This window comes from Streptomyces sp. PSU-S4-23 (assembly GCF_055632315.1).
Window position 1 is genome coordinate 214623 of sequence record NZ_JBVMUU010000002.1, and the last position, 17089, is coordinate 231711.

Genomic DNA, 17089 nt, shown 5'->3' on the forward strand with positions numbered 1-17089 from the left:
TGAGCGAAGGGCCAAAGCAAGCTCTTTTTCCAGGTGACGGATGCCGGCCTTGAACGTGTGCCTCCGGGCGGTCCGCGGGTTCGGTGTCGGCGGCGGTCTGCAGCAGCACGTGCAGTTGACCCGCTCCATGGGCAGGCCGGGGCCGGCGGTCTCGGCGTCCGTGGCGGTGCGGATGAAAGCCTGATACGCCGTCATCCGGTCGGCGGCTCCCTCAGTCCGAGCCGTAGCACAACCGGAGGAACTCCTCCATCGCCGCGTCGACGCCGGCACGGTCACCGCTGGCGAGCAGGTCGAGCAGCAGACCGCGGACGGTGGCGAGTCCCAGCCTGGCACGGTTCCGGGCCACCGCAGGGTCCACGCCCGCGGCGACCTCGGCGGCCACGAGCGGCTCCAGCCAGTTCGTCACAAGCCCTTCGAGGACCGGGACGGCCTCGGGGCGCCCCCGCAGTGCGTGCCCGCAGATCTCGAAGAAGAGCCGCTCCTGACCGGCCAGCCGAGGGTCTGTCAACTGCCGCCACAGAAGCCGCGCGACATCCGCGGGCGAGAGACCGGGCTCCGCGCGGAGCCGGGACAGCAGCTCGCGCTGGCGCCGCTCGGACGTCCGGACGATCTCGACGAGCAACTGTTCCTTGGAGCCGAAGTAGTGGATCAGCATGCGATGACTGACGCCGATCGCGGCGCCCAGGCGACGCAGACTGAGGTCCGCAATGCCGTGTGCGGCGACGTGGTCGACGGCCGCGTCCACCAGTTGTGCGCGCCGGTCCCCGCCCGTGCCACGCCCGGCCTCCCCCGCTGCGTGCGAGTCATCCGTGTTCACCACATCGTGAGTGTACCAATTGGTACACGGCTCATGTACCGTGTGGTACATGAAGTCCGTCACCGTGTCGATCGACGTGCCGCAGACGCCCGAGCAGGTCTACGACTTCCTCGATGTCATGGCTCACCACGAGCGATTCACCGACCACTACCTGACCGACTGGCGCTACAGCGGCCCCGACCGCGGCACAGGATCGTGCGCCACGGTCACGGCCGCACTGGGCGGAGCGAAGAGCGAGATCACCATCGAGGTCGTCGAGGCCGACGCACCGCGGCGCATCGTCGAACGCAACGTCAGCGCGGCCGGCCGGCGCCTGGCCCACGGCACCTACGCCATTGAGCCCCTGGGGACCGGCGGGAGCCACATCTCGTTCACGTACGCCTGGACGCGCGCTCCTCTCGCGGACCGGCTGCTGGCCCCCGTCGTGCTGCCCACGATGCGGCGCGCCAACCGCACGGTCATGCGGCGGCTGGCCATCGAGTTGGCTCGCCATGTGTCCACTGCCGGTTCCTGACGTCGACGCATACCGGCTGTCCGGCCCGGCACCAGGGCCCGAGGCCCCTGGCAGTGACCCCGGGCAGCCGGGCGCAGACCCGCCCGAGCCGGCGCTTCGCGCACAACCGGGTCCAGACGCGCGGTCCGCCGGAGGCAACAGCTTGCCTCTTCACACTCCGAACAGTCCCGCCGCGTTGTCGTGGCACACCGCCCGCAGCCACTCCTCCCCGAGACCGAGCCGCTCCAGGGCGTGGAGCTGATGCACGTACGGATAGGGGATGTTGGGGAAGTCGGAGCCGAGCAGGATACGGTCGCCGAGCCCGGCCAGCCGGGGCAGGACCCGTCGCGGGAACGGCATCAGCCCCTCGGTGAAGTCGGTGAACGCCATCGTCGTGTCCAGCCGCACCTCCCCGTACCGGTCGGCCAGGCCGAGGAACTCCTCGTACTCGGGCATCCCCAGATGCGCGACCACCAGCCGCAGCCGGGGATGCCGCGCCAGCACCCGCGCGATCGGCTCGGGGCCGGTGTGCTTGCCGGGCGCGGGCCCGGAGCCGCAGTGGATCACCACGGGTGTCCGGGCCTCGGCCAGCAGTCCCCATGCGGGATCGAGGAGTTCGTCGGCCGGGTCGTACGCCCCCACCTGCACATGCGCCTTGAAGACGCGCGCGCCCGCCTCGACGGCCTCCCCGACGTAGGTCTCGACGCCCGGCTCGGGGTACAGGGTGGCGGTGTGAAGGCAGTCGGGGGTGCGGTGGGCGAAGTCGGCCGCCCAGCCGTTCAGCCACCGGGCCATGCCCGCCTTGTGCGGGTACAGCATCGCGGTGAAGGCGCGTACGCCGAACTCCCGCAGCAGGGCCGCCCGTTCCGCCTCCTCCTTCCGATAGGTGATCGGCCATTCCAGCCCCCCGGTCAGCGGACCCAGCGCGTCGAAGTAGCCCCAGACCTTGCGCAGGACACGCTCGGGCATGAAGTGCGTGTGGACGTCGACCAACCCGGGAAGACCGAGCCGCCCCCAGAAGCGGCGGACCTCACCGGCCTCCTCACCCGCAGGCATGTCGCTCATGGTCCCTCACGAACCCGTGGCTGCGCTCGCGCCCGGCGACCCGTGCAGGGTGCGAGGGGCCGTGGGCGGGGTGGGTCCGGCAGAACCGGCAGGGTCCACCGATGCCGTGCGGTGATCGTTCATGTCGCCCACGATCGTCCCTGGTGCGGTGGCGGGTCCACTCCCTCGCGCCGGGGATCCGTGAGTGATGCATCACCCGGCCCTCCGGCGGCGGGGAGGCCCGGCACGGCGCGCAGGTCCGGCGGGCGGTGTGCCGCAGGCCGCCCGCCCGGTCGGCTGCCCCGGGAGCGTCGGCCGGAGCCGGTCTTCAGGCGGCTGTCGAGCAGGTGCTCAGGACTGCCCGCCGGGATTGCGCACAGAGTGGGGAAGCTCATCCGCCCTGCGGCGCGGCCGACCCCGCACCATCGATACGTTCCCCGCCGACGCATCGGTCGTGATCCCTGCCGGGCGACCACCCGAAGGGGCCGGCCGGTGAGGTGAAGAGGTACGGTCCCGCCGATGTCGCAAGGCGCGCCGTCATGGTGCTCGCCCTTCACTCCTCTCGTTCAAACCCGTGCCGGAGCACTGCCCGGCACCAGTGCTCCTCACCGGTGAACTGCACATGGACGGCGCCGGCGCGGGGCACCTGCCGGACGCAGGGAGGCGAGGCGCCTGACCATCACGGCGGCGGCTGGCGCGCGTGGGGCGGCCGAGGACGACTCCGACCAGGACGAGTACCAGTCCGCCCAGTTGCCGGACGGTCAGCACCTCTCCGGCGACCACGGTGCCGAGCAGCACACCCGTAACGGGGTTGAGCAGCCCGATGAGGCCCACTGTCCCCGCGGGCAGGTGCTGGAGCCCGGTGAACCAGGCGGCGAAAGCCAGCGCGGTGGCGATCAGCGCGGCGTAGCCGAACGCAAGGAGCACCCGTGCGGAGAGCGCCGGCGGAGGGCCCTCGGCTGCCGCGGCGACGGGCAGCAGGAACAAGCCTCCGGCGGTGAGCTGCCAGGCGGTCGAGGCCAGGACATCGGCGCCGGCGCTCCACCGCTTGGTCAGGATGTGGCCGAAGGACGACACGAGCATGGCCGCGGCCGAGGCGAGGACTCCCGGCACGCTCACCCCCTCCGCCCCCGTGAGCAGCATGACGCAGACCCCGGTGAGCCCGATCGCGGCGCCGGCCAGGTGTGCGACGCCGGGCCGCTCGGACACCAGCGCCCAGGCGATGAGCATCATCGCCATCGGAGATACGGCCATGACGGTCGAGGCGACGCTGGTCGGCAGCGACTGGGAGGCGGCATAGACGAGGACGAAGAACACGCTCACATTGAGCAGCCCGAGCACCGCGGAGCGCCCCCACCACGCGCCGCGCGGCCCCTGCCTGCACAGGGCCAGCAGGATGAGACCGGCGGGCAGCGCGCGCAGGGCCGCCCCGTACAGCGGGTTGTCCGCCGGGAGAAACTCGTGGGTGACGAAGTAATTGGTCCCCCAGGCCACCGGCGCGATCGCGGTCAGTACCACCCAGCGCATATTGGTTTCCATGGAAGACAATATAACTTCCCGGGAAGCTATCGTGGTGTCCATGGAGAATCCTCAGCCGCAGGACCACGTAGCCCGCATCCAGGCCGACTGGCACCGCGAACGGCCCGACGTCGATGTCACCCCACAGGGGGTGATCGGCCGACTCCACCGCCTGGCCGACCGGCTCACCGAGGAGCTCCGCCTCGTCTACGGCCGCTACGGTCTCAGCGAGGGAGAGTTCGACGTGTTGTGCGCGCTGCGCCGCGCCGGAGCCCCGTACGAAAGGGCGCCCGGCGAGCTCGCGGCGCACACCATGGTCACCACCGGCGCGATGACGAAGAGAATCGACCGCCTGGAGCGAGCCGGGCTCGTCACCCGCCGCCGTTCCGACGACGACCAGCGTGGCCGGATCGTCGCCCTCACCGGGCCCGGACGCGAGCTGATCGACCGAGCGTTCACCGATCACATGCGAAACGAACGCCACCTGCTGGATCTCCTGACGGCCGCCGAGGCCGAGTCGCTCCAGACGCTGCTCACAACCTGGCTGTCCCGTTTGGAACATCAGCCTGCTTCCGGCAGCGAGTGACCCTCCGTCCTTCCGGGGTCGCGACCAGCGCCTGGAGGCCCTCGATGTGCTCGACGTTCCCATGCAGGTCCCGCCGCGAATGCCGGTGCCGCTGCCGCTGCCGCAGCGGGTGGTCACGGGAGAGGCCATCGCCCCCCACATGACCAACGTGGCTTTGGCGATGAGGAGTTCACCCTCGTGGTCGATCCGGGCCGGCCGAGGATCAGCAGGCGCCGGTTCTCGCCGCGGTCAGTCGGAGGCGGGATCGATGGTGAAGTAGTGGCCCTTGTCCAGGTCCTCCAGGAGGCCGGGGCCGACCGGGTGCCATCCCAGCAGCCCCCGGGTCAGCGCGCTGGAGGCCGGCTGGTCGACGGAGAGGACGGCACCCAGGAAGCCGAAGTCCTCGGCCGGGCGGGAGGCCGTCGGCAGGTCGAGGTGGCGGCCGATCACCTCGGCGATGTCGCGGATCGGCACCCCTTCGTCGCCGACAGCGTGCAGCATCGATCCCGCCGGAGCCTGCTCCAGGGCCGACCGGAACAGTCGGCCGGCGTCCGTCACGTGCACCGCGGGCCAGCGGTTGGAGCCGTCGCCGCTATAGCCCGCCGCCCCCTTTTCCCGGGCGTCGGCGATCAGCCAGGAGACGAAGCCCCGGTCTCCTTCTCCGTGCACGGTCCGGGGCAGCCCCACGACGCACGAGCGGACACCGCGTGACGCCAAGTCGAGCGTCGCCCGGGCGTTCGCGGCGCGGCCCGCCATGAGCGAGCCGGGCGGAAACTCGGGACGGTCGCGCTCGGTCGCCGTCGCGCCCGGTATCGCGGGCGTACCGGAAGCGATGACCAGGGGCTTGCCGGAGTCCTGCAGTGCCGCGCCCAGGACCTCGATGGCGCGCGCATCGGTCCGCACAGAGTCGTCGAACCGGGAGAAGTCGTGGCCGAACGCGAGGTGGACGACGCCGTCGCACTCGGCTGCGCCGGCGTGCAGGGTGTCCAGGTCTTCGAGGCCGCCGCGGAGCACCTCCGCCCCTCTGGCGGCGACGACCTCGGCCGAGGAGTCCGACCTGGCGAGCCCGAGGACCTGGTGCCCCGCGCCGATGAGTTCGGGTACGACGGCCGAGCCGACCCAGCCGGACGCGCCCGTGACGAATACGCGCATGAAGAACCTCCGTGATGTCAGGAACTGTCATCAGCATAGCGCAGCGATGTCAGGGACTGTCATCACGTAGGATCACCCCATGGGCAGATGGGAGCCGAATGCGCGAGGGCGACTCGCGGAGGCAGCGCTGAGGCTCTACGCGGAGCAGGGTTTCGAGCGGACCACCGTCGCCGAGATCGCCGAGGCCGCGGGGCTGACCGAGCGGACCTTCTTCCGGCACTTCGCCGACAAGCGCGAAGTGCTCTTCTACGGGACCGAGATGGCGCTGGACTTGCTCACCCGCACCATCGCCGAGGCGCCGGCCTCGGCGTCCCCGATGGACGCGGTGGGCGCAGCGCTGGAGTCCTTCGGCGCCTTCTTCCAGGAGGACCCGGAGCGCGTCCGGCGGCGGGACGCGGTCGTCTCCGCCAGCACCGAGCTGCGTGAACGTGAACTGGTCAAGCTGGACGCCTTCGCCTCCGCGATGGCCGGCGCGCTGCGCGAACGCGGCACCCCGGAGCCGGCCGCCGGCCTGGCCGCCGAGGCCGGCCTCGCCGCCTTCAAGGTCGCCTACGCCCGCTGGGTCGCCGCCGGGCCCGGCAAGGCGGGCAGGACGGGCGAGCAGGATCTGCCACGGCTCTTCCGCACGTCACTGGCGGAGTTGCAGAAGATCCTCACGGACCGCACGTCGGCATAGCCGCGGCGAAGCACCAGCCCGAGTTGCACCGACGGCCACCGCAGTGAGACCCCGGCAAGCCGAGCCGGATTTCGTTTGCGCAGCAACCAGCGCCCTTCTACCGTGCCTGCCGTGATGTCGTACTGCTTCGCCGCCCTGTGGATCGGCCGCGCCTGAGCGCGGCGGCATCCCTCACCATCCCCGTCGCGCCCGCGAGACCTCTCACCATTCCCACGGGCACGGAGATCCCTCATGTTCACTCCCTACCAGGAGCTCGACGCGCTTCTGGCCGACTTCGTCGGCACGGTCCACGGCATCCTCGGCGACACCTTCGTCGGCGCCTACCTGCAAGGCTCCTTCGCACTGGGCGCCGGGGACCCGCACAGCGACTGCGACTTCATCATCGCCACCACGGTGCTGCCCAGCGGCCCGGCGGAGACGGAAATCCGCCGGCTGCACGACGAGATACCCACCCGCCCCGGACACTGGACGAAGCACCTGGAAGGCTCCTACGCGGACACCACGTCCCTGCGTGACGTCTCCGGGCTCGGAGTGCCCTGGCTGTTCTGCGACCACGGCCACCGCGAGCTGGTCTGGGACACCCACTGCAACAGCCCGCACACCCGCTGGATCCTCCGGAACCACGGCGTCACGATCGCCGGGCCCCCGATCAGGGATCTCGTTGACGAGGTGCCGCAGCAGCCCTTGCGCGAGGCGATGCGCGTCATGCTGCCCGGACTGATGGACGATCTGAAGACCTGGGCCCCCTTCGGCATGGCCTGGGCCCAGCGATACGCCGTGACCACCTACTGCCGGGCACTGTTCACGCTGTACACCGGCGAAGTGGCCTCCAAACGCGGCGCCCTGGAGTGGGCGCACGACAACCTGGACCCAAGGTGGCACCCGCTGCTCGACCAGGTGATCGAGGACCGAACCCGCGGTATGGACCCGGGGGACCCCCCTCGGCCAGGGAGCATCGACGCGATGTACGCCTTCGCCGCCTACGCGGAATCACTCGTCGGCTGATGCGGCCGGGCCCTGCCGGACCGCCGCCTCGCGGCACGATCGCTCCCCATGCAAACCGGTCGGGCCCCTGCACCGCCGGCAGGGCACCGGTGCGGGAACCGGGTGGGAATCTGATGGGGCCACCTGCAATGTGGGACCGCATTTCATCGTCCGCCGTTTCGAGGATCAGGAACATGCGGAGCGTCCCCTGCTCGGCTTCTTCTCCCGGACGAGGATTGCGGAGTCGGCAAAGCAACTGCTGCGCGAGGGGCTCGGAGTGCAGCGACCGGAAGGCGTGCAGGTGGCCACCACGATCCCGCCGTGGCCGCACCGGCCGGACTGACACCGACGGAACCCGATTGGAGTTCCGGGAGGGTGCGTGCAACGGTCGGCATCGCCGCTCCGTCGAGCGTGCTGACGGCGTCGCGTGCGGGCGCCGTCGGCGTCCGTCGACCAGCTGGACAGATCCACGATGGCATTGATAATCGATTATTGCTCGGATCATCTACGCTGATGGCATGGCCCAGACGGCTCGCACCGCCGCCTCTCCGGGGAAGCCGATGCTCTCCGAGCAGGTCTACGCACATCTGCGGGACGCGATCATGCGCGGAGACCACGCTCCCGGTGACGCCCTCAAGCCGCAGGACCTCGCCAAGGAACAGGGTGTGAGCCTGACCGTCGTGCGCGAGGCGCTCGTGCGGATGGTCGGCGAGGGCCTCGCCGACCGGCTGCCCAACCGCGGCTTCGCCGTCCCGGCCTTCTCCGACCGCCGCCGGCAGGAGATCTCCGAGGCCCGCCGGACCGTCGAACCAGTCGTGCTGCGCATGTCCATCGAGCGCGGCGACATCGACTGGGAGGCCCGTGTGCGGGCCGCCCACCACCGCCTGGCCCGCACCCCTGCATACCTGCCGGAGGAGGGCGAGCACTACAGCGGCGCATGGTCCGAAGCCCACCGCCTCTTCCATCGCGCGCTGCTGGAGGGCTGCGGCAATCCCGTCCTGCTGGAGACCTTCGACCGGATGTGGACCGCGAGCGAACTGGCTCGCCGCTGGTCGGCGCACCGCCACCCCGACCGGGACGGCGTCGGCGATCACCGCCGGCTGGAGGAAGCGGTGCTGGCCCGCGACGCCCACACCGCGGCCGAGGTACTGGCCCGGCACCTCACCCGGACCACGGCGGGACCGACCGACTCCACCCCCACGACCCCGTGTCCGGGATGCGCGGCAGCCCGTCGCGAGTGAGGCTGGTGCCATGGCCAAGCGCGTGATCGTCTACCCGCCGCTGGAGAGCGGTGGCCGCAAGGTGGGCGTCGACGATCGGATTCTCGGCACCGCGTACAGCCTCCACGACCTCACCGTTTTCCTGCAGAACGCCGGCCTGGCCGGCTGGGACGAACTGGATGTCGCCGAATCCGGCCTGATCGAATGGCATGAAGGCGGGCCAGAGGTGTGGAAGTGCTGACCGCGTGAGCGTCGCTCTGCGCCGCGCGGTAGCGCCGCGCTGCCGTGCGGCGAGATCAAGGTGTGGACCTCGATCGCGGTGCACAGGTACACCGGAGCGGGGTACTGACGTTCGACTCCGTGACGGTGTGGGAGTCGAGCCGGTTGGACACGTGATAGGCGAGTTCGGTCCCGTCAGGGGCGGAGAAGACCGGCATGGCCGAACCCTGGCACGCACACACGGATCGGGGCAACGGAGTCCGATGCCGTAGGACGTCGATGCCGTAGTGCAGGGCCACCGCGTCGCCGTCTGCCAAGCTCCGTGCGACCGTGCCGGGCTGACGGCGACTCACCTGGGCCTGGATGACACCGAAGGCCGCAGCAAGACCGGGAACTGCCGAGGGTGAGCCGACCCGGCCGGACAGAGCCGGCAGTGGGCGTCGCAGCAGGGTGCGGCGATGATGTGCGGGTGTTCTACGAGGATCTCAGCGAGTACGCCTACCTGGACGAGGACGCGTTCGGGGACAGAGAGTCGTTCTACGGGCTCTGGTACCGCCCGGCGTACACCCGCCTGAACATCGGGTGGCTGGAAGCCGGCAAGCCGTACGCGACAGGGCCCGTTCCCGCGGGCTTCGTGGAAAAGCTGCAGGCCGTCCAGCGCGTCCAGTGGATGAACGTCTGCCTGGGCTTCCACGAGTGTGACCTGTGTCCCGAGGAAGGGGCCCCGGAAGGGAACGGGGAGATACGGATCCCGGGTGAGCCCGGCATCGCCTACGCCGCTCCGTTCCTGATCACGCATTACGTCGCCGTTCACCGCTACCGGCCGCCTCAGGTCTTCATCGATGCCGTCCTCGCCGTCGACGTCGACACGTGGGCTGCCACCCGGTGGCCCGAGGTGCCCTTTCCCTGGGTCCCCGATGACGCCGAACGCCTGCTGGAGTAGAGGCGTGGACCCCGAGGCCGGGAGACAGGCGGTTCGGCCACTGGTGATCCGCCGATGACGGCGGGTACGGCGCGGCACCGCACCCGCCGGCCGGCTCAGTGGCCGGTGGATCCGTTCCAGTCCACGAGTTGGACGATGACGCCGTTGGGGTCGGTCACCTGAAAGGCGCGCTCGCCCCAGGGCTCCTCGCGCAGCGGCATCGTGATGGCGACTCCTTCGCCGGTCAGGCGGGCCAGTTCGGCTTCGAGGTCGTCGACGACGAAGGCAAGGATCACCCCATCAGCGTGGTCATCACGCTGGTCTTCGGGGAGGGTGGCAAGGCCGCGTCGCAGGTAGACGACGTTCATCCCGGCGTCCTCGCGGGCCAGTGAGGCGAATCCGTCGGCGGCCGTCTCCTCGCGGAATCCGAAGTGGTCGGTGAGGAAGGCACTGGATGCCGCGACATCGTCGACGTTCAGGGACACGGCGGAAGCGGTGATCGACACGAGTACTCCTTGATCGGACACCATGCACACTTCATTACTTCGTACGCAGTACAGTGTACAACGTACGACGTTTTCATGGGCGAAGATGTCCCCGTGCCTATCAACCGAAGCAGCGCTGGGGATCCGGCCCGCACCCTGGAATTGCTGTGGCGCGTCCCGGCCACCGCTCCTCGACGCGGCCCGCAGCAGCGGCTGAGCATCGACACCGTCGTCGCCGTCGCGGTCGAGCTGGCCGACGCCGACGGTTTGGACGCGGTCACCATGCGCCGCGTCGCGCAACGGCTCGGAGTGGCGCCGATGACGCTGTACACCTACGTACCGGGCAAGGCCGAACTGCTGGATCTCATGCTGGACGCCGCCTACGCCCAGATGCCTCGGGCCCGCACCTCCGGTCAGCCGTGGCGGGCCCGGCTGACCGCCGTGGCCGAGGAGAACAAGTCGTTGTTCGAGGCGCACCCGTGGGCGGCGACGATCTCCACGAGCAGGCCACCACTGGGGCCAGGGATGATGGCGAAGTACGAGCACGAACTGTCTGCACTGGAGGGACTGGGGCTCGACGACGTCGAGATGGACGCAGCCCTGACCTATCTGCTCACCTTCGTCCAGGCCAACGCCCGCCTCGCAGCCGAGGCGCACGCGGCCCAGCAGGACAGCGCGATGGACGACGAGCAGTGGTGGGCCGCCAGCGCACCCCTGCTCGCGAAGGTCCTCGATCCGCGCGCCTACCCCATCGCCGCCCGCGTGGGCACGGCGGCGGGCAGCGCCCAAGGTGCCGCCTACAGCCCGGCGTACGCCTGGGAATTCGGCCTCGGCCGTGTCCTCGACGGGCTCGCCGCCCTCATCGAGGGTCATACCGGCTCCTCGGGTGTCACCTGACGGGGGTGGCCGCAGACGGGTGGCTGCGGACGCCGGCGGGATTCGAACCCGCGGACGAGGATGGACAGGGCCCGTCCGGCCTCATCAGTCGTCGCCCGGAGGGCCTTCCGCACGACGATTGCAATGGGCCGCTCTGCCACGGCGCCGCAGCCTGCCGGGACCGCGCGATCCCGGTGCCCAGACCATAGAAGGCCGCACCCGAGTGGTCCCAACGGTTTTCCGCGTACGCGGGAAGCGGCCCGGCCCCACGGCGCGGAAGGGTGGTCGGCGATGTCAGTGGCTCCCACTAGGTTTCTCGCATGAGTTCTTCGCTCAGCGTGTACCTGCTCGACGTCGCCGCCACGCGCGCCTTGGTCGGGTCCCGCGACGACCAGTTGCTCAAGGTGATCCGCGACAGCTTCGGGGACGACCTCGCCCGCGACGACGACTATTTCGCTCATGCGGTCGAGCAAGGCGCCCCCACCGCCTACGAGGCACTGCGCGCGGTCGTCCACGGCGGGCCTTTCAGCGAGAACGGGGATCACGCCTTCAGGTACGGCTACGCCTACGAGCGGCTGTGCTCGCTCACCGGCCTGTTCCTGGACAACGACTGTTTCACACCGCACCGGGGTGACTGGCTGTCGGTGGTCGACCAAGGTATGAAGGCCCTCGGGATCACGGCCGTGTCCGTGGAAGCCTTCGGCCACGGTGCTCTGCCCGCTCCGCTGCCGTACACCTTCACACCAGGCTGCGGCGAGTGGACGCCCGATCACATAGCAGAGGCGCTGGAGCAGTTCGAGGCCGGCAAGCGGGCGGCCGACGAGTCGGAGCGGACGCCGCCGCTGGAACCGGAGGTCATGGAAGCCGTCATGCAGTGTCTCGGCTGGATGCGGCGAGCGGTGGCGCGGCCGGGCTTCGGCGTCATCGGCTTCCGCGCCTGAGGTTCCGAACGGCCGCTTCTCTCCTGGTGCCGGCACCGCCGCGTGGGCTCTGTGCGGGGTCCCCTGCCGGCAGCCCCGGGTCCTCGTGCCGTTGATGCGGTGCCGCCGCGAACGCTTCGGCGACCAAGCCGTTCCAGGCCGGCCACAGCCGGAGGCCGGGGCTGCTTACCTGTCAGGTCATCGACCCCGGCCGGACCGGATGCCACGATCACCGGCGTACGGAGCCCGACCGACCGGAAGGACACCATGCCTGCCTACGCCATAGCTCACCTGCGGGAGGCCGCTCCCCACCCGGGGATCGCCGAGTACATCGAGCGCATCACCGCCACCTTCGAGCCGCACGGCGGCCGCTTCCTCGTGCACGCCGCGCAGCACGAGGTGAAGGAGGGCAGCTGGCCCGGACACGTCGTGGTCATCGGCTTCCCCGGGATCACCGAGGCTCGGGCCTGGTGGGACTCACCCGCATACCAGGAGATCGCCCCGCTGCGCTCGCGGCACATCGAGGGCGACATCATCCTGGTCGCGGGCGTCCCCGAGGACTACGACCCGGCCGCCACCGCGAAGGCGATGCGTGAGGCCCTGCGGGTCGAATGACCCTGGGGTCCGGGTCGGCGGCGGGCCACGCAGTGCCCGGCCGTCCAGGGGTCCGCGGAGATGCCCGGCCGCATGCGGTGTCCGCGTCTCCGACGTGGAGGGCCACCTCCCGGCGCAGCCTCGATGAGTCGTGCGACATGTTCGCGTCCTTGCGGTCCGGGCGGTGCGGGGAGCCGGTCGGCCCACGGCCTGTTCCTCCCGAGGGCTCCGCGGTCCGTGACCCGGCGCCAGGAGTGCTCGGCCGCCCGCTCCCCCGGCCCCGGCGGGCCGGCCCGGCCCGCCGGGAACCGTCAGAACGCGGAGACCCCGAGGAGGGGCTCCTTGACGGCGTCCCCGTCCTGCGACGGCCAGATCCAGTCCAGGCTGCCCGCCGACTGCAGAGCGGACTTGACCGTCTGGGGGGACGCGGTGGGGTGGGTGGCCCGGTACAGCGCCGCACCGCCGGCCACATGGGGAGCGGCCATGGACGTGCCGGACATGGTGGCGTAGCCGCCGTTGAGGTACGTCGAGCGGATGCATACTCCCGGTGCGATCAGGTCGACGTCCGGGCCGTAGTTCGAGAAGTCGGCGAAGGTGTCGTCCTGGTCGGTGCGGCACGTCGACCGGCCGAGGCCGCCGGGTTTCCCGTCGAAGTCGGCCAGGGCGCTGACGGTGATCACTTCGTCGTATGCGGCGGGCACGGTCTGCGCCGCGTCGGCGTGGTCGTTGCCGGCTGCCACGGTGTAGGTGACACCGCTGGCGACCGAGTTGCAGATCGCCTGGTGCAGGGCGTCGCCATTGGTTCTGCCGCAGTTGCCGTCGTCGGTGCCGGCGCTGCCCAGACTCAGATTGGCCACGTCGATGCGGTCGGCGTTCTGGGTGACGTAGTCGATGCCGCAGATGACGCTCGAGGTGCTTCCGACACCGAAGGGGCTGAGCACCTGCACCGGCCACAGCCGGACTCCCGGCGCCACGCCGACGACGCCGGTCCCGTTGTCCAGGGCGCCGATGGTGCCCGCCACATGGGTGCCGTGCCCGTGCAGGTCGGAGGGCGGCAGAAGGGGCATCCAGCAGTTCTTCCCTCCGGCGCGGTACACATTGAGGTCCGGGTGGTTCGGATCGATCCCGGTGTCGATGACGGCCACATCCGCATCGACGCGAGTGTCCGCACCGTCGATGGCCGCGGTCGGGCTGAGGTCGGCATCGACCCGGTCCACACCGGTCGGAACCACCTGACCTGTGGCGTGGACCCACTGGTCCTGCTGCACCGACTGCACCTGCGGGTCCTTGGCGAGCGCGGCCGCGGTGCGTGAACTCATCGACGCCACGTAGCCGTGGAGGGCGTGGCGATAGACGTCGTGCACCACGGCGCCCATGGTGGAGGCGTGCTCGACCGCCGCCGTCACCTGGTCGCCCGCGTCCTTGGTGGTCTCCTTGAGTGCAACGATGTACCGCCCGGGGATCTTGTCGGCCTTGACCGCCGCCGTGGTGGCTGCCGGCGGGGACCCGGCCGCGGTCGACGTGGCGGCGGTGCCCGCTGTACCGGCTGCCAGAGCCAGCGCAAGGAGGGTCGCGCCAAAGATGTTGGGCATCCTGGACCTTTCTGAAGAACGTCGGAGCGACGAGACAGCTCAACCGTGATGCGTGGGATGTCCGCATTTCTGCGGTCTCTACTGCTAGCAGGTCCGCGGCAGAGGGCAACGGCCGAAAACCGGCGACGCGTGATTTTCAACCGCCTGTCAGCCGTGTGGCCGTGCGACCTGCTTGCCGTAACGTTTCCTCCTCCGCCCCTTCGAACTGGCCGTCCTTCACTTCGCCATCGAAGACATACGAGCCGGACGTTCGCCGGAGCGGGGCGGGCATCATGTCGAGGTGGCTGCTCCTCCCCCTCCCCCGCTTGCCGTCGACGATCGCGGCAACGCCCTGGTCTCCTTCGCCGTGGGAGCGGAAGACAGGCCGCCAGGTGATGCGCCTCTGCCCGTTGCACTGGTGGCCCTGTGGCGCGGCCATCGCGTCCTGATGGCCTTCAACCGGTTCCGGCGGACCTGGGAACTGCCGGGCGGACGGATCGACCCGGGCGAGACACCCCGCCGGGCGGCCACGCGCGAACTGCTGGAGGAGACCGGCCATGTGCCCGACGGACGGCTCCGCTTCGTCGGCTTCGCGAGCTTCGCCCTCGCGCCTGACCGGCGCGCCGAATACGGCGCCCTGTTCACGGGCCGGGCTGCCGACGTCGCACGGTCGTTCCGGCCCAACGACGAGATCGAGGCCATCCGGTGGTGGGACCTTCGGGAGGCTTTGCCGGGGCCACTGCAGCCGCTGGACGCCTGCCTCGCAGAACTCAGCCGCAACCCGCCGCCGAGCACCCGCCACGGGACGGCCGGAGCTTGAAGTGGCCTGTCAGGCCGACGTACTGATGAGTTCGTCCGTGACCCACCGTGCTGTGCCGGCCGGGTAGGGCGCGGGCAGTCCGAGGACGATGTGCCGGAAGCCGGCTTCGAGCGCGTCGCCGATCGCGTTCCGGGTCAGGCCGGGCTGGTCGTAGGAGACGGGCAGATGGATCGAGCGGGTGACCGAGGCGGGGTCGCGGCCGGTCTCGGCGCAGTAGCGGTCCAGCAGTGCGCTGCGGCCGACGGCGTCGTCGATGTCACCGCCCGGGATGTTCCAGACGTCGGCGTGCTCGGCGACCACGCGCAGCGTCGCGGAGGAACGTCCGCCGATCAGGATCGGCGGATGCGGGCGCTGGACTGGTTTGGGGTTGCCGTACGCCCCGGTGAGCCGGACGTAGGCGCCGTGGAAGTCGAACGGTTCGGGCTCGGTCCACAACCGCCGGATCACCGTGCAGGCTTCGGCGAGGCTCCCCACCGCATGGGCGGTGTCGTGGAAGGGGAGGCCGTGTGCTTCGTACTCGCGCCGGGCCAGGGGGTGGCTGGGGCGCGAGCCGACACCGATGCCGAAGTCCAGCCGTCCGCCGGAGACGATGTCGACGGTCGTGGCGATCTTGGCCAGCAGGGCGGGTGGCCGGAAGCGGTTACTGGTCACCAGCACGCCGAGCCGCAGTCGTCGGGTGTGGGCGGCGAGGGCCGACAGCAGTGTCCAGCCTTCGTAGGCCGGGCCGTCCGGGGGGCCGCCGATGGGCATGAGGTGGTCGAACAACCAGGCATGCTCGATCTCCGGGATCGCGTCCGCCTCGCGCCAGACTCGCAGGACGTCGTGGTAATCGACCTGCGAGGGGGCGGTCATGATGCCGAAGCGAGGCCGGGGTGGGTGTGACATGGAGTCCTTGGTCCTCTCCGTTCCGCACCGGCGGCGCCGAACCGGACGTACTGCCGGGCTTCACACGGAACATGTCTGCGGAAGGGTGCGGGAGTCGGTGCGGTACGTCCGTCCCGGGGCCGCCGAGCGCGCCGGAGAACGGCTTCCGGCCGGCGTCTGCGGGATTCCCGCGGATCCGGGAGCCGCCGGAGGAGGTGGGGAGCCGCCCTCGGACGATCAGCGGCGTCGCAGTGACGGGTCGAGCAGCGCGGGCGGGGTGTCGTACTTCTCGTGCGCGGCCAGGTCGGTGCCGGGAGCGACGATCGCGTCGATCGCGTCGAGCACGTCGGCGGAGAGCACGGTGTCGGCGGCGGCGAGGTGCGAGCGCAGATGCTCCAGCGTGCGGGGACCGATCAGCGCGGTGGTCACGGCGGGGTGCGCGGTCACGAATCCGAGCGCGAGCTGGATCATGGTCAGACCGGCCTCCTCGGCGACCCCGGCCAACCGCTCGACGGCGTCGAGCCTGGCCCGGTTGGCGGGGATGGTGGTGTCGAAGCGTTGCGGCATGAACGTCGAGCGGTTGGTGGTGACGTCCCGGCCCTCACGGACCGCGCCCGACAGCCACCCGGAGGCCAGCGGGCTCCACACCAGCACACCGAGTCCGTACTGCTCGGTCACGGGCAGCACATGGGACTCGATTCCGCGCTGCAGGATCGAGTAGCTGGGCTGTTCGGTGACGTAACGGCTCACGTGGTGTTCCCGGGCGGCCCATTGGGCCTGCACGATGCGGTGTGCGGGGAACGTCGAGGAGCCGAAGCAGCGGATCTTTCCCGCGCGTTGCAGGTCTGTCAGGGCCGACAGCGTCTCCTCGTCGCCGGTGGTGGGGTCCCACCGGTGGATCTGGTAGAGGTCGACGTGGTCGACACCGAGCCGGCGCAGGCTGGCATCCAGTTCGGTGACCAGCCAACGGCGCGAGCTGCCCTGGTGGTTGCGCTCGTCACTCATGGGCATGCCCGCCTTTGTGGCCAGCACGATGTCGTCGCGGCGGCCGGCGATCGCCTTGCCGACCATCTCTTCCGACTCTCCGCCGCCGTACATGTCGGCGGTGTCGATGAGATTGATCCCGGCCTCGAGAGCGGCGTCGACGAGGGCGGTGGCCTCGTCCTGGGTGGTGCGTCCGATCGCGCCGAAGTTCATCGCGCCGAGCGCGAGCGTGCTGACCTGTACACCGGTGCGGCCCAAGGTGCGGTACTGCATGACCGTGTTCCTCCATCGCGGGTGAAGGGGGTGAAGCGTGGCGGCATTGCATGGCTCGTCGGCCCTCTGCTCTGGCATCATGGGCAAACGGA

The 17089-nt window shown here is 70.4% G+C and carries 20 protein-coding genes and 1 tRNA gene; 12 read left to right on the forward strand and 9 right to left on the reverse strand.

From position 1 onward, the window contains the following. Positions 1-211 precede the first annotated feature (211 nt). A complete protein-coding gene (locus tag ACZ79I_RS01530) occupies positions 212-820 on the reverse strand; it encodes a TetR/AcrR family transcriptional regulator (RefSeq protein ID WP_471493313.1) in 609 nt (202 codons plus the stop codon). A 46-nt stretch (positions 821-866) separates the two neighbouring features. Between ACZ79I_RS01530 and ACZ79I_RS01535 the strand changes: the two genes are divergently transcribed. Continuing rightward, positions 867-1331, forward strand: coding sequence for an SRPBCC family protein (locus ACZ79I_RS01535; RefSeq protein ID WP_471493315.1), 465 nt, complete (start codon positions 867-869; stop codon positions 1329-1331). A 150-nt stretch (positions 1332-1481) separates the two neighbouring features. Here the strand turns inward: ACZ79I_RS01535 and ACZ79I_RS01540 are convergent, their stop codons facing one another. Both ACZ79I_RS01540 and ACZ79I_RS01545 read right to left on the reverse strand, forming a co-directional pair. Continuing rightward, positions 1482-2375, reverse strand: a complete 894-nt coding sequence (locus ACZ79I_RS01540; RefSeq protein WP_471493317.1) for an amidohydrolase family protein — start codon at positions 2373-2375, stop codon at positions 1482-1484. A 516-nt stretch (positions 2376-2891) separates the two neighbouring features. After that, a complete protein-coding gene (locus ACZ79I_RS01545) occupies positions 2892-3881 on the reverse strand; it encodes an EamA family transporter (protein WP_471504697.1) in 990 nt (329 codons plus the stop codon). A gap of 52 nt (positions 3882-3933) precedes the next feature. Between ACZ79I_RS01545 and ACZ79I_RS01550 the strand changes: the two genes are divergently transcribed. After that, complete coding sequence (locus ACZ79I_RS01550; protein WP_471493319.1) at positions 3934-4458, forward strand: MarR family winged helix-turn-helix transcriptional regulator; 525 nt, start codon at positions 3934-3936, stop codon at positions 4456-4458. A gap of 228 nt (positions 4459-4686) precedes the next feature. Here the strand turns inward: ACZ79I_RS01550 and ACZ79I_RS01555 are convergent, their stop codons facing one another. Continuing rightward, positions 4687-5589 carry an SDR family oxidoreductase gene (locus ACZ79I_RS01555; protein WP_471493320.1) on the reverse strand — a complete coding sequence of 301 codons (903 nt, stop codon included), beginning with the start codon at positions 5587-5589 and terminating at the stop codon, positions 4687-4689. Between the two features lie 79 nt (positions 5590-5668). Between ACZ79I_RS01555 and ACZ79I_RS01560 the strand changes: the two genes are divergently transcribed. From ACZ79I_RS01560 to ACZ79I_RS01585, 6 genes are all read left to right on the forward strand, one after another. Further along, positions 5669-6265, forward strand: coding sequence for a TetR/AcrR family transcriptional regulator (locus ACZ79I_RS01560; protein WP_471493322.1), 597 nt, complete (start codon positions 5669-5671; stop codon positions 6263-6265). Between the two features lie 231 nt (positions 6266-6496). Further along, the gene (locus ACZ79I_RS01565) at positions 6497-7270 is read left to right on the forward strand and encodes an aminoglycoside adenylyltransferase domain-containing protein (RefSeq protein WP_471493323.1); all 774 of its coding nucleotides are present in this window, start codon (positions 6497-6499) and stop codon (positions 7268-7270) included. Positions 7271-7400: 130 nt separating this feature from the next. Next, on the forward strand, positions 7401-7592 hold the full coding sequence (locus tag ACZ79I_RS01570) for a hypothetical protein (RefSeq protein WP_471493325.1): 192 nt from the start codon (positions 7401-7403) through the stop codon (positions 7590-7592). 175 nt (positions 7593-7767) lie between these two features. After that, entirely contained in the window at positions 7768-8490 is a 723-nt protein-coding gene (locus ACZ79I_RS01575) for a GntR family transcriptional regulator (RefSeq protein WP_471493327.1), read from the forward strand. Positions 8491-8500: 10 nt separating this feature from the next. After that, the gene (locus tag ACZ79I_RS01580) at positions 8501-8710 is read left to right on the forward strand and encodes a hypothetical protein (RefSeq protein WP_471493328.1); all 210 of its coding nucleotides are present in this window, start codon (positions 8501-8503) and stop codon (positions 8708-8710) included. Between the two features lie 447 nt (positions 8711-9157). After that, complete coding sequence (locus tag ACZ79I_RS01585) at positions 9158-9631, forward strand: DUF7919 family protein (RefSeq protein ID WP_471493330.1); 474 nt, start codon at positions 9158-9160, stop codon at positions 9629-9631. 95 nt (positions 9632-9726) lie between these two features. Here the strand turns inward: ACZ79I_RS01585 and ACZ79I_RS01590 are convergent, their stop codons facing one another. Next, positions 9727-10116 carry a VOC family protein gene (locus ACZ79I_RS01590; protein ID WP_471493332.1) on the reverse strand — a complete coding sequence of 130 codons (390 nt, stop codon included), beginning with the start codon at positions 10114-10116 and terminating at the stop codon, positions 9727-9729. A 93-nt stretch (positions 10117-10209) separates the two neighbouring features. Between ACZ79I_RS01590 and ACZ79I_RS01595 the strand changes: the two genes are divergently transcribed. Next, positions 10210-10992 carry a TetR/AcrR family transcriptional regulator gene (locus ACZ79I_RS01595; protein WP_471493334.1) on the forward strand — a complete coding sequence of 261 codons (783 nt, stop codon included), beginning with the start codon at positions 10210-10212 and terminating at the stop codon, positions 10990-10992. Between the two features lie 27 nt (positions 10993-11019). On the opposite strand, the gene ACZ79I_RS01600 is transcribed toward ACZ79I_RS01595, so the two are convergent. Then, positions 11020-11138 (reverse strand) — tRNA-OTHER (locus ACZ79I_RS01600). A 153-nt stretch (positions 11139-11291) separates the two neighbouring features. On the opposite strand from ACZ79I_RS01600, the gene ACZ79I_RS01605 reads away from it, so the two are divergent. Together ACZ79I_RS01605 and ACZ79I_RS01610 are read left to right on the forward strand one after the other, a co-directional pair. Further along, entirely contained in the window at positions 11292-11912 is a 621-nt protein-coding gene (locus ACZ79I_RS01605) for a DUF7691 family protein (protein ID WP_471493335.1), read from the forward strand. A 246-nt stretch (positions 11913-12158) separates the two neighbouring features. Further along, the gene (locus ACZ79I_RS01610; protein ID WP_471493337.1) at positions 12159-12506 is read left to right on the forward strand and encodes a DUF1330 domain-containing protein; all 348 of its coding nucleotides are present in this window, start codon (positions 12159-12161) and stop codon (positions 12504-12506) included. A 290-nt stretch (positions 12507-12796) separates the two neighbouring features. Here the strand turns inward: ACZ79I_RS01610 and ACZ79I_RS01615 are convergent, their stop codons facing one another. Then, complete coding sequence (locus ACZ79I_RS01615; RefSeq protein WP_471493339.1) at positions 12797-14077, reverse strand: S8 family peptidase; 1281 nt, start codon at positions 14075-14077, stop codon at positions 12797-12799. A gap of 280 nt (positions 14078-14357) precedes the next feature. On the opposite strand from ACZ79I_RS01615, the gene ACZ79I_RS01620 reads away from it, so the two are divergent. Beyond that, positions 14358-14876 carry an NUDIX hydrolase gene (locus ACZ79I_RS01620; RefSeq protein ID WP_471493341.1) on the forward strand — a complete coding sequence of 173 codons (519 nt, stop codon included), beginning with the start codon at positions 14358-14360 and terminating at the stop codon, positions 14874-14876. A 9-nt stretch (positions 14877-14885) separates the two neighbouring features. Here the strand turns inward: ACZ79I_RS01620 and ACZ79I_RS01625 are convergent, their stop codons facing one another. Both ACZ79I_RS01625 and ACZ79I_RS01630 read right to left on the reverse strand, forming a co-directional pair. Then, positions 14886-15761, reverse strand: a complete 876-nt coding sequence (locus ACZ79I_RS01625; protein WP_471493343.1) for an LLM class flavin-dependent oxidoreductase — start codon at positions 15759-15761, stop codon at positions 14886-14888. 216 nt (positions 15762-15977) lie between these two features. Beyond that, positions 15978-16997 carry an aldo/keto reductase gene (locus ACZ79I_RS01630; protein ID WP_471493344.1) on the reverse strand — a complete coding sequence of 340 codons (1020 nt, stop codon included), beginning with the start codon at positions 16995-16997 and terminating at the stop codon, positions 15978-15980. Between the last annotated feature and the right edge of the window lie 92 nt (positions 16998-17089).

Bases quoted from the DNA above. Each gene is read 5' to 3' on its own strand.
- ACZ79I_RS01535 (WP_471493315.1), top strand. From the start codon at position 867: ATGAAGTCCGTCACCGTGTCGATCGACGTGCCGCAGACGCCCGAGCAG.
- ACZ79I_RS01540 (WP_471493317.1), bottom strand. From the start codon at position 2,375: ATGAGCGACATGCCTGCGGGTGAGGAGGCCGGTGAGGTCCGCCGCTTC.
- ACZ79I_RS01545 (WP_471504697.1), bottom strand. From the start codon at position 3,881: ATGCGCTGGGTGGTACTGACCGCGATCGCGCCGGTGGCCTGGGGGACC.
- ACZ79I_RS01550 (WP_471493319.1), top strand. From the start codon at position 3,934: ATGGAGAATCCTCAGCCGCAGGACCACGTAGCCCGCATCCAGGCCGAC.
- ACZ79I_RS01555 (WP_471493320.1), bottom strand. From the start codon at position 5,589: ATGCGCGTATTCGTCACGGGCGCGTCCGGCTGGGTCGGCTCGGCCGTC.
- ACZ79I_RS01560 (WP_471493322.1), top strand. From the start codon at position 5,669: ATGGGCAGATGGGAGCCGAATGCGCGAGGGCGACTCGCGGAGGCAGCG.
- ACZ79I_RS01565 (WP_471493323.1), top strand. From the start codon at position 6,497: ATGTTCACTCCCTACCAGGAGCTCGACGCGCTTCTGGCCGACTTCGTC.
- ACZ79I_RS01575 (WP_471493327.1), top strand. From the start codon at position 7,768: ATGGCCCAGACGGCTCGCACCGCCGCCTCTCCGGGGAAGCCGATGCTC.
- ACZ79I_RS01580 (WP_471493328.1), top strand. From the start codon at position 8,501: ATGGCCAAGCGCGTGATCGTCTACCCGCCGCTGGAGAGCGGTGGCCGC.
- ACZ79I_RS01605 (WP_471493335.1), top strand. From the start codon at position 11,292: ATGAGTTCTTCGCTCAGCGTGTACCTGCTCGACGTCGCCGCCACGCGC.
- ACZ79I_RS01610 (WP_471493337.1), top strand. From the start codon at position 12,159: ATGCCTGCCTACGCCATAGCTCACCTGCGGGAGGCCGCTCCCCACCCG.
- ACZ79I_RS01615 (WP_471493339.1), bottom strand. From the start codon at position 14,077: ATGCCCAACATCTTTGGCGCGACCCTCCTTGCGCTGGCTCTGGCAGCC.
- ACZ79I_RS01625 (WP_471493343.1), bottom strand. From the start codon at position 15,761: ATGTCACACCCACCCCGGCCTCGCTTCGGCATCATGACCGCCCCCTCG.
- ACZ79I_RS01630 (WP_471493344.1), bottom strand. From the start codon at position 16,997: ATGCAGTACCGCACCTTGGGCCGCACCGGTGTACAGGTCAGCACGCTC.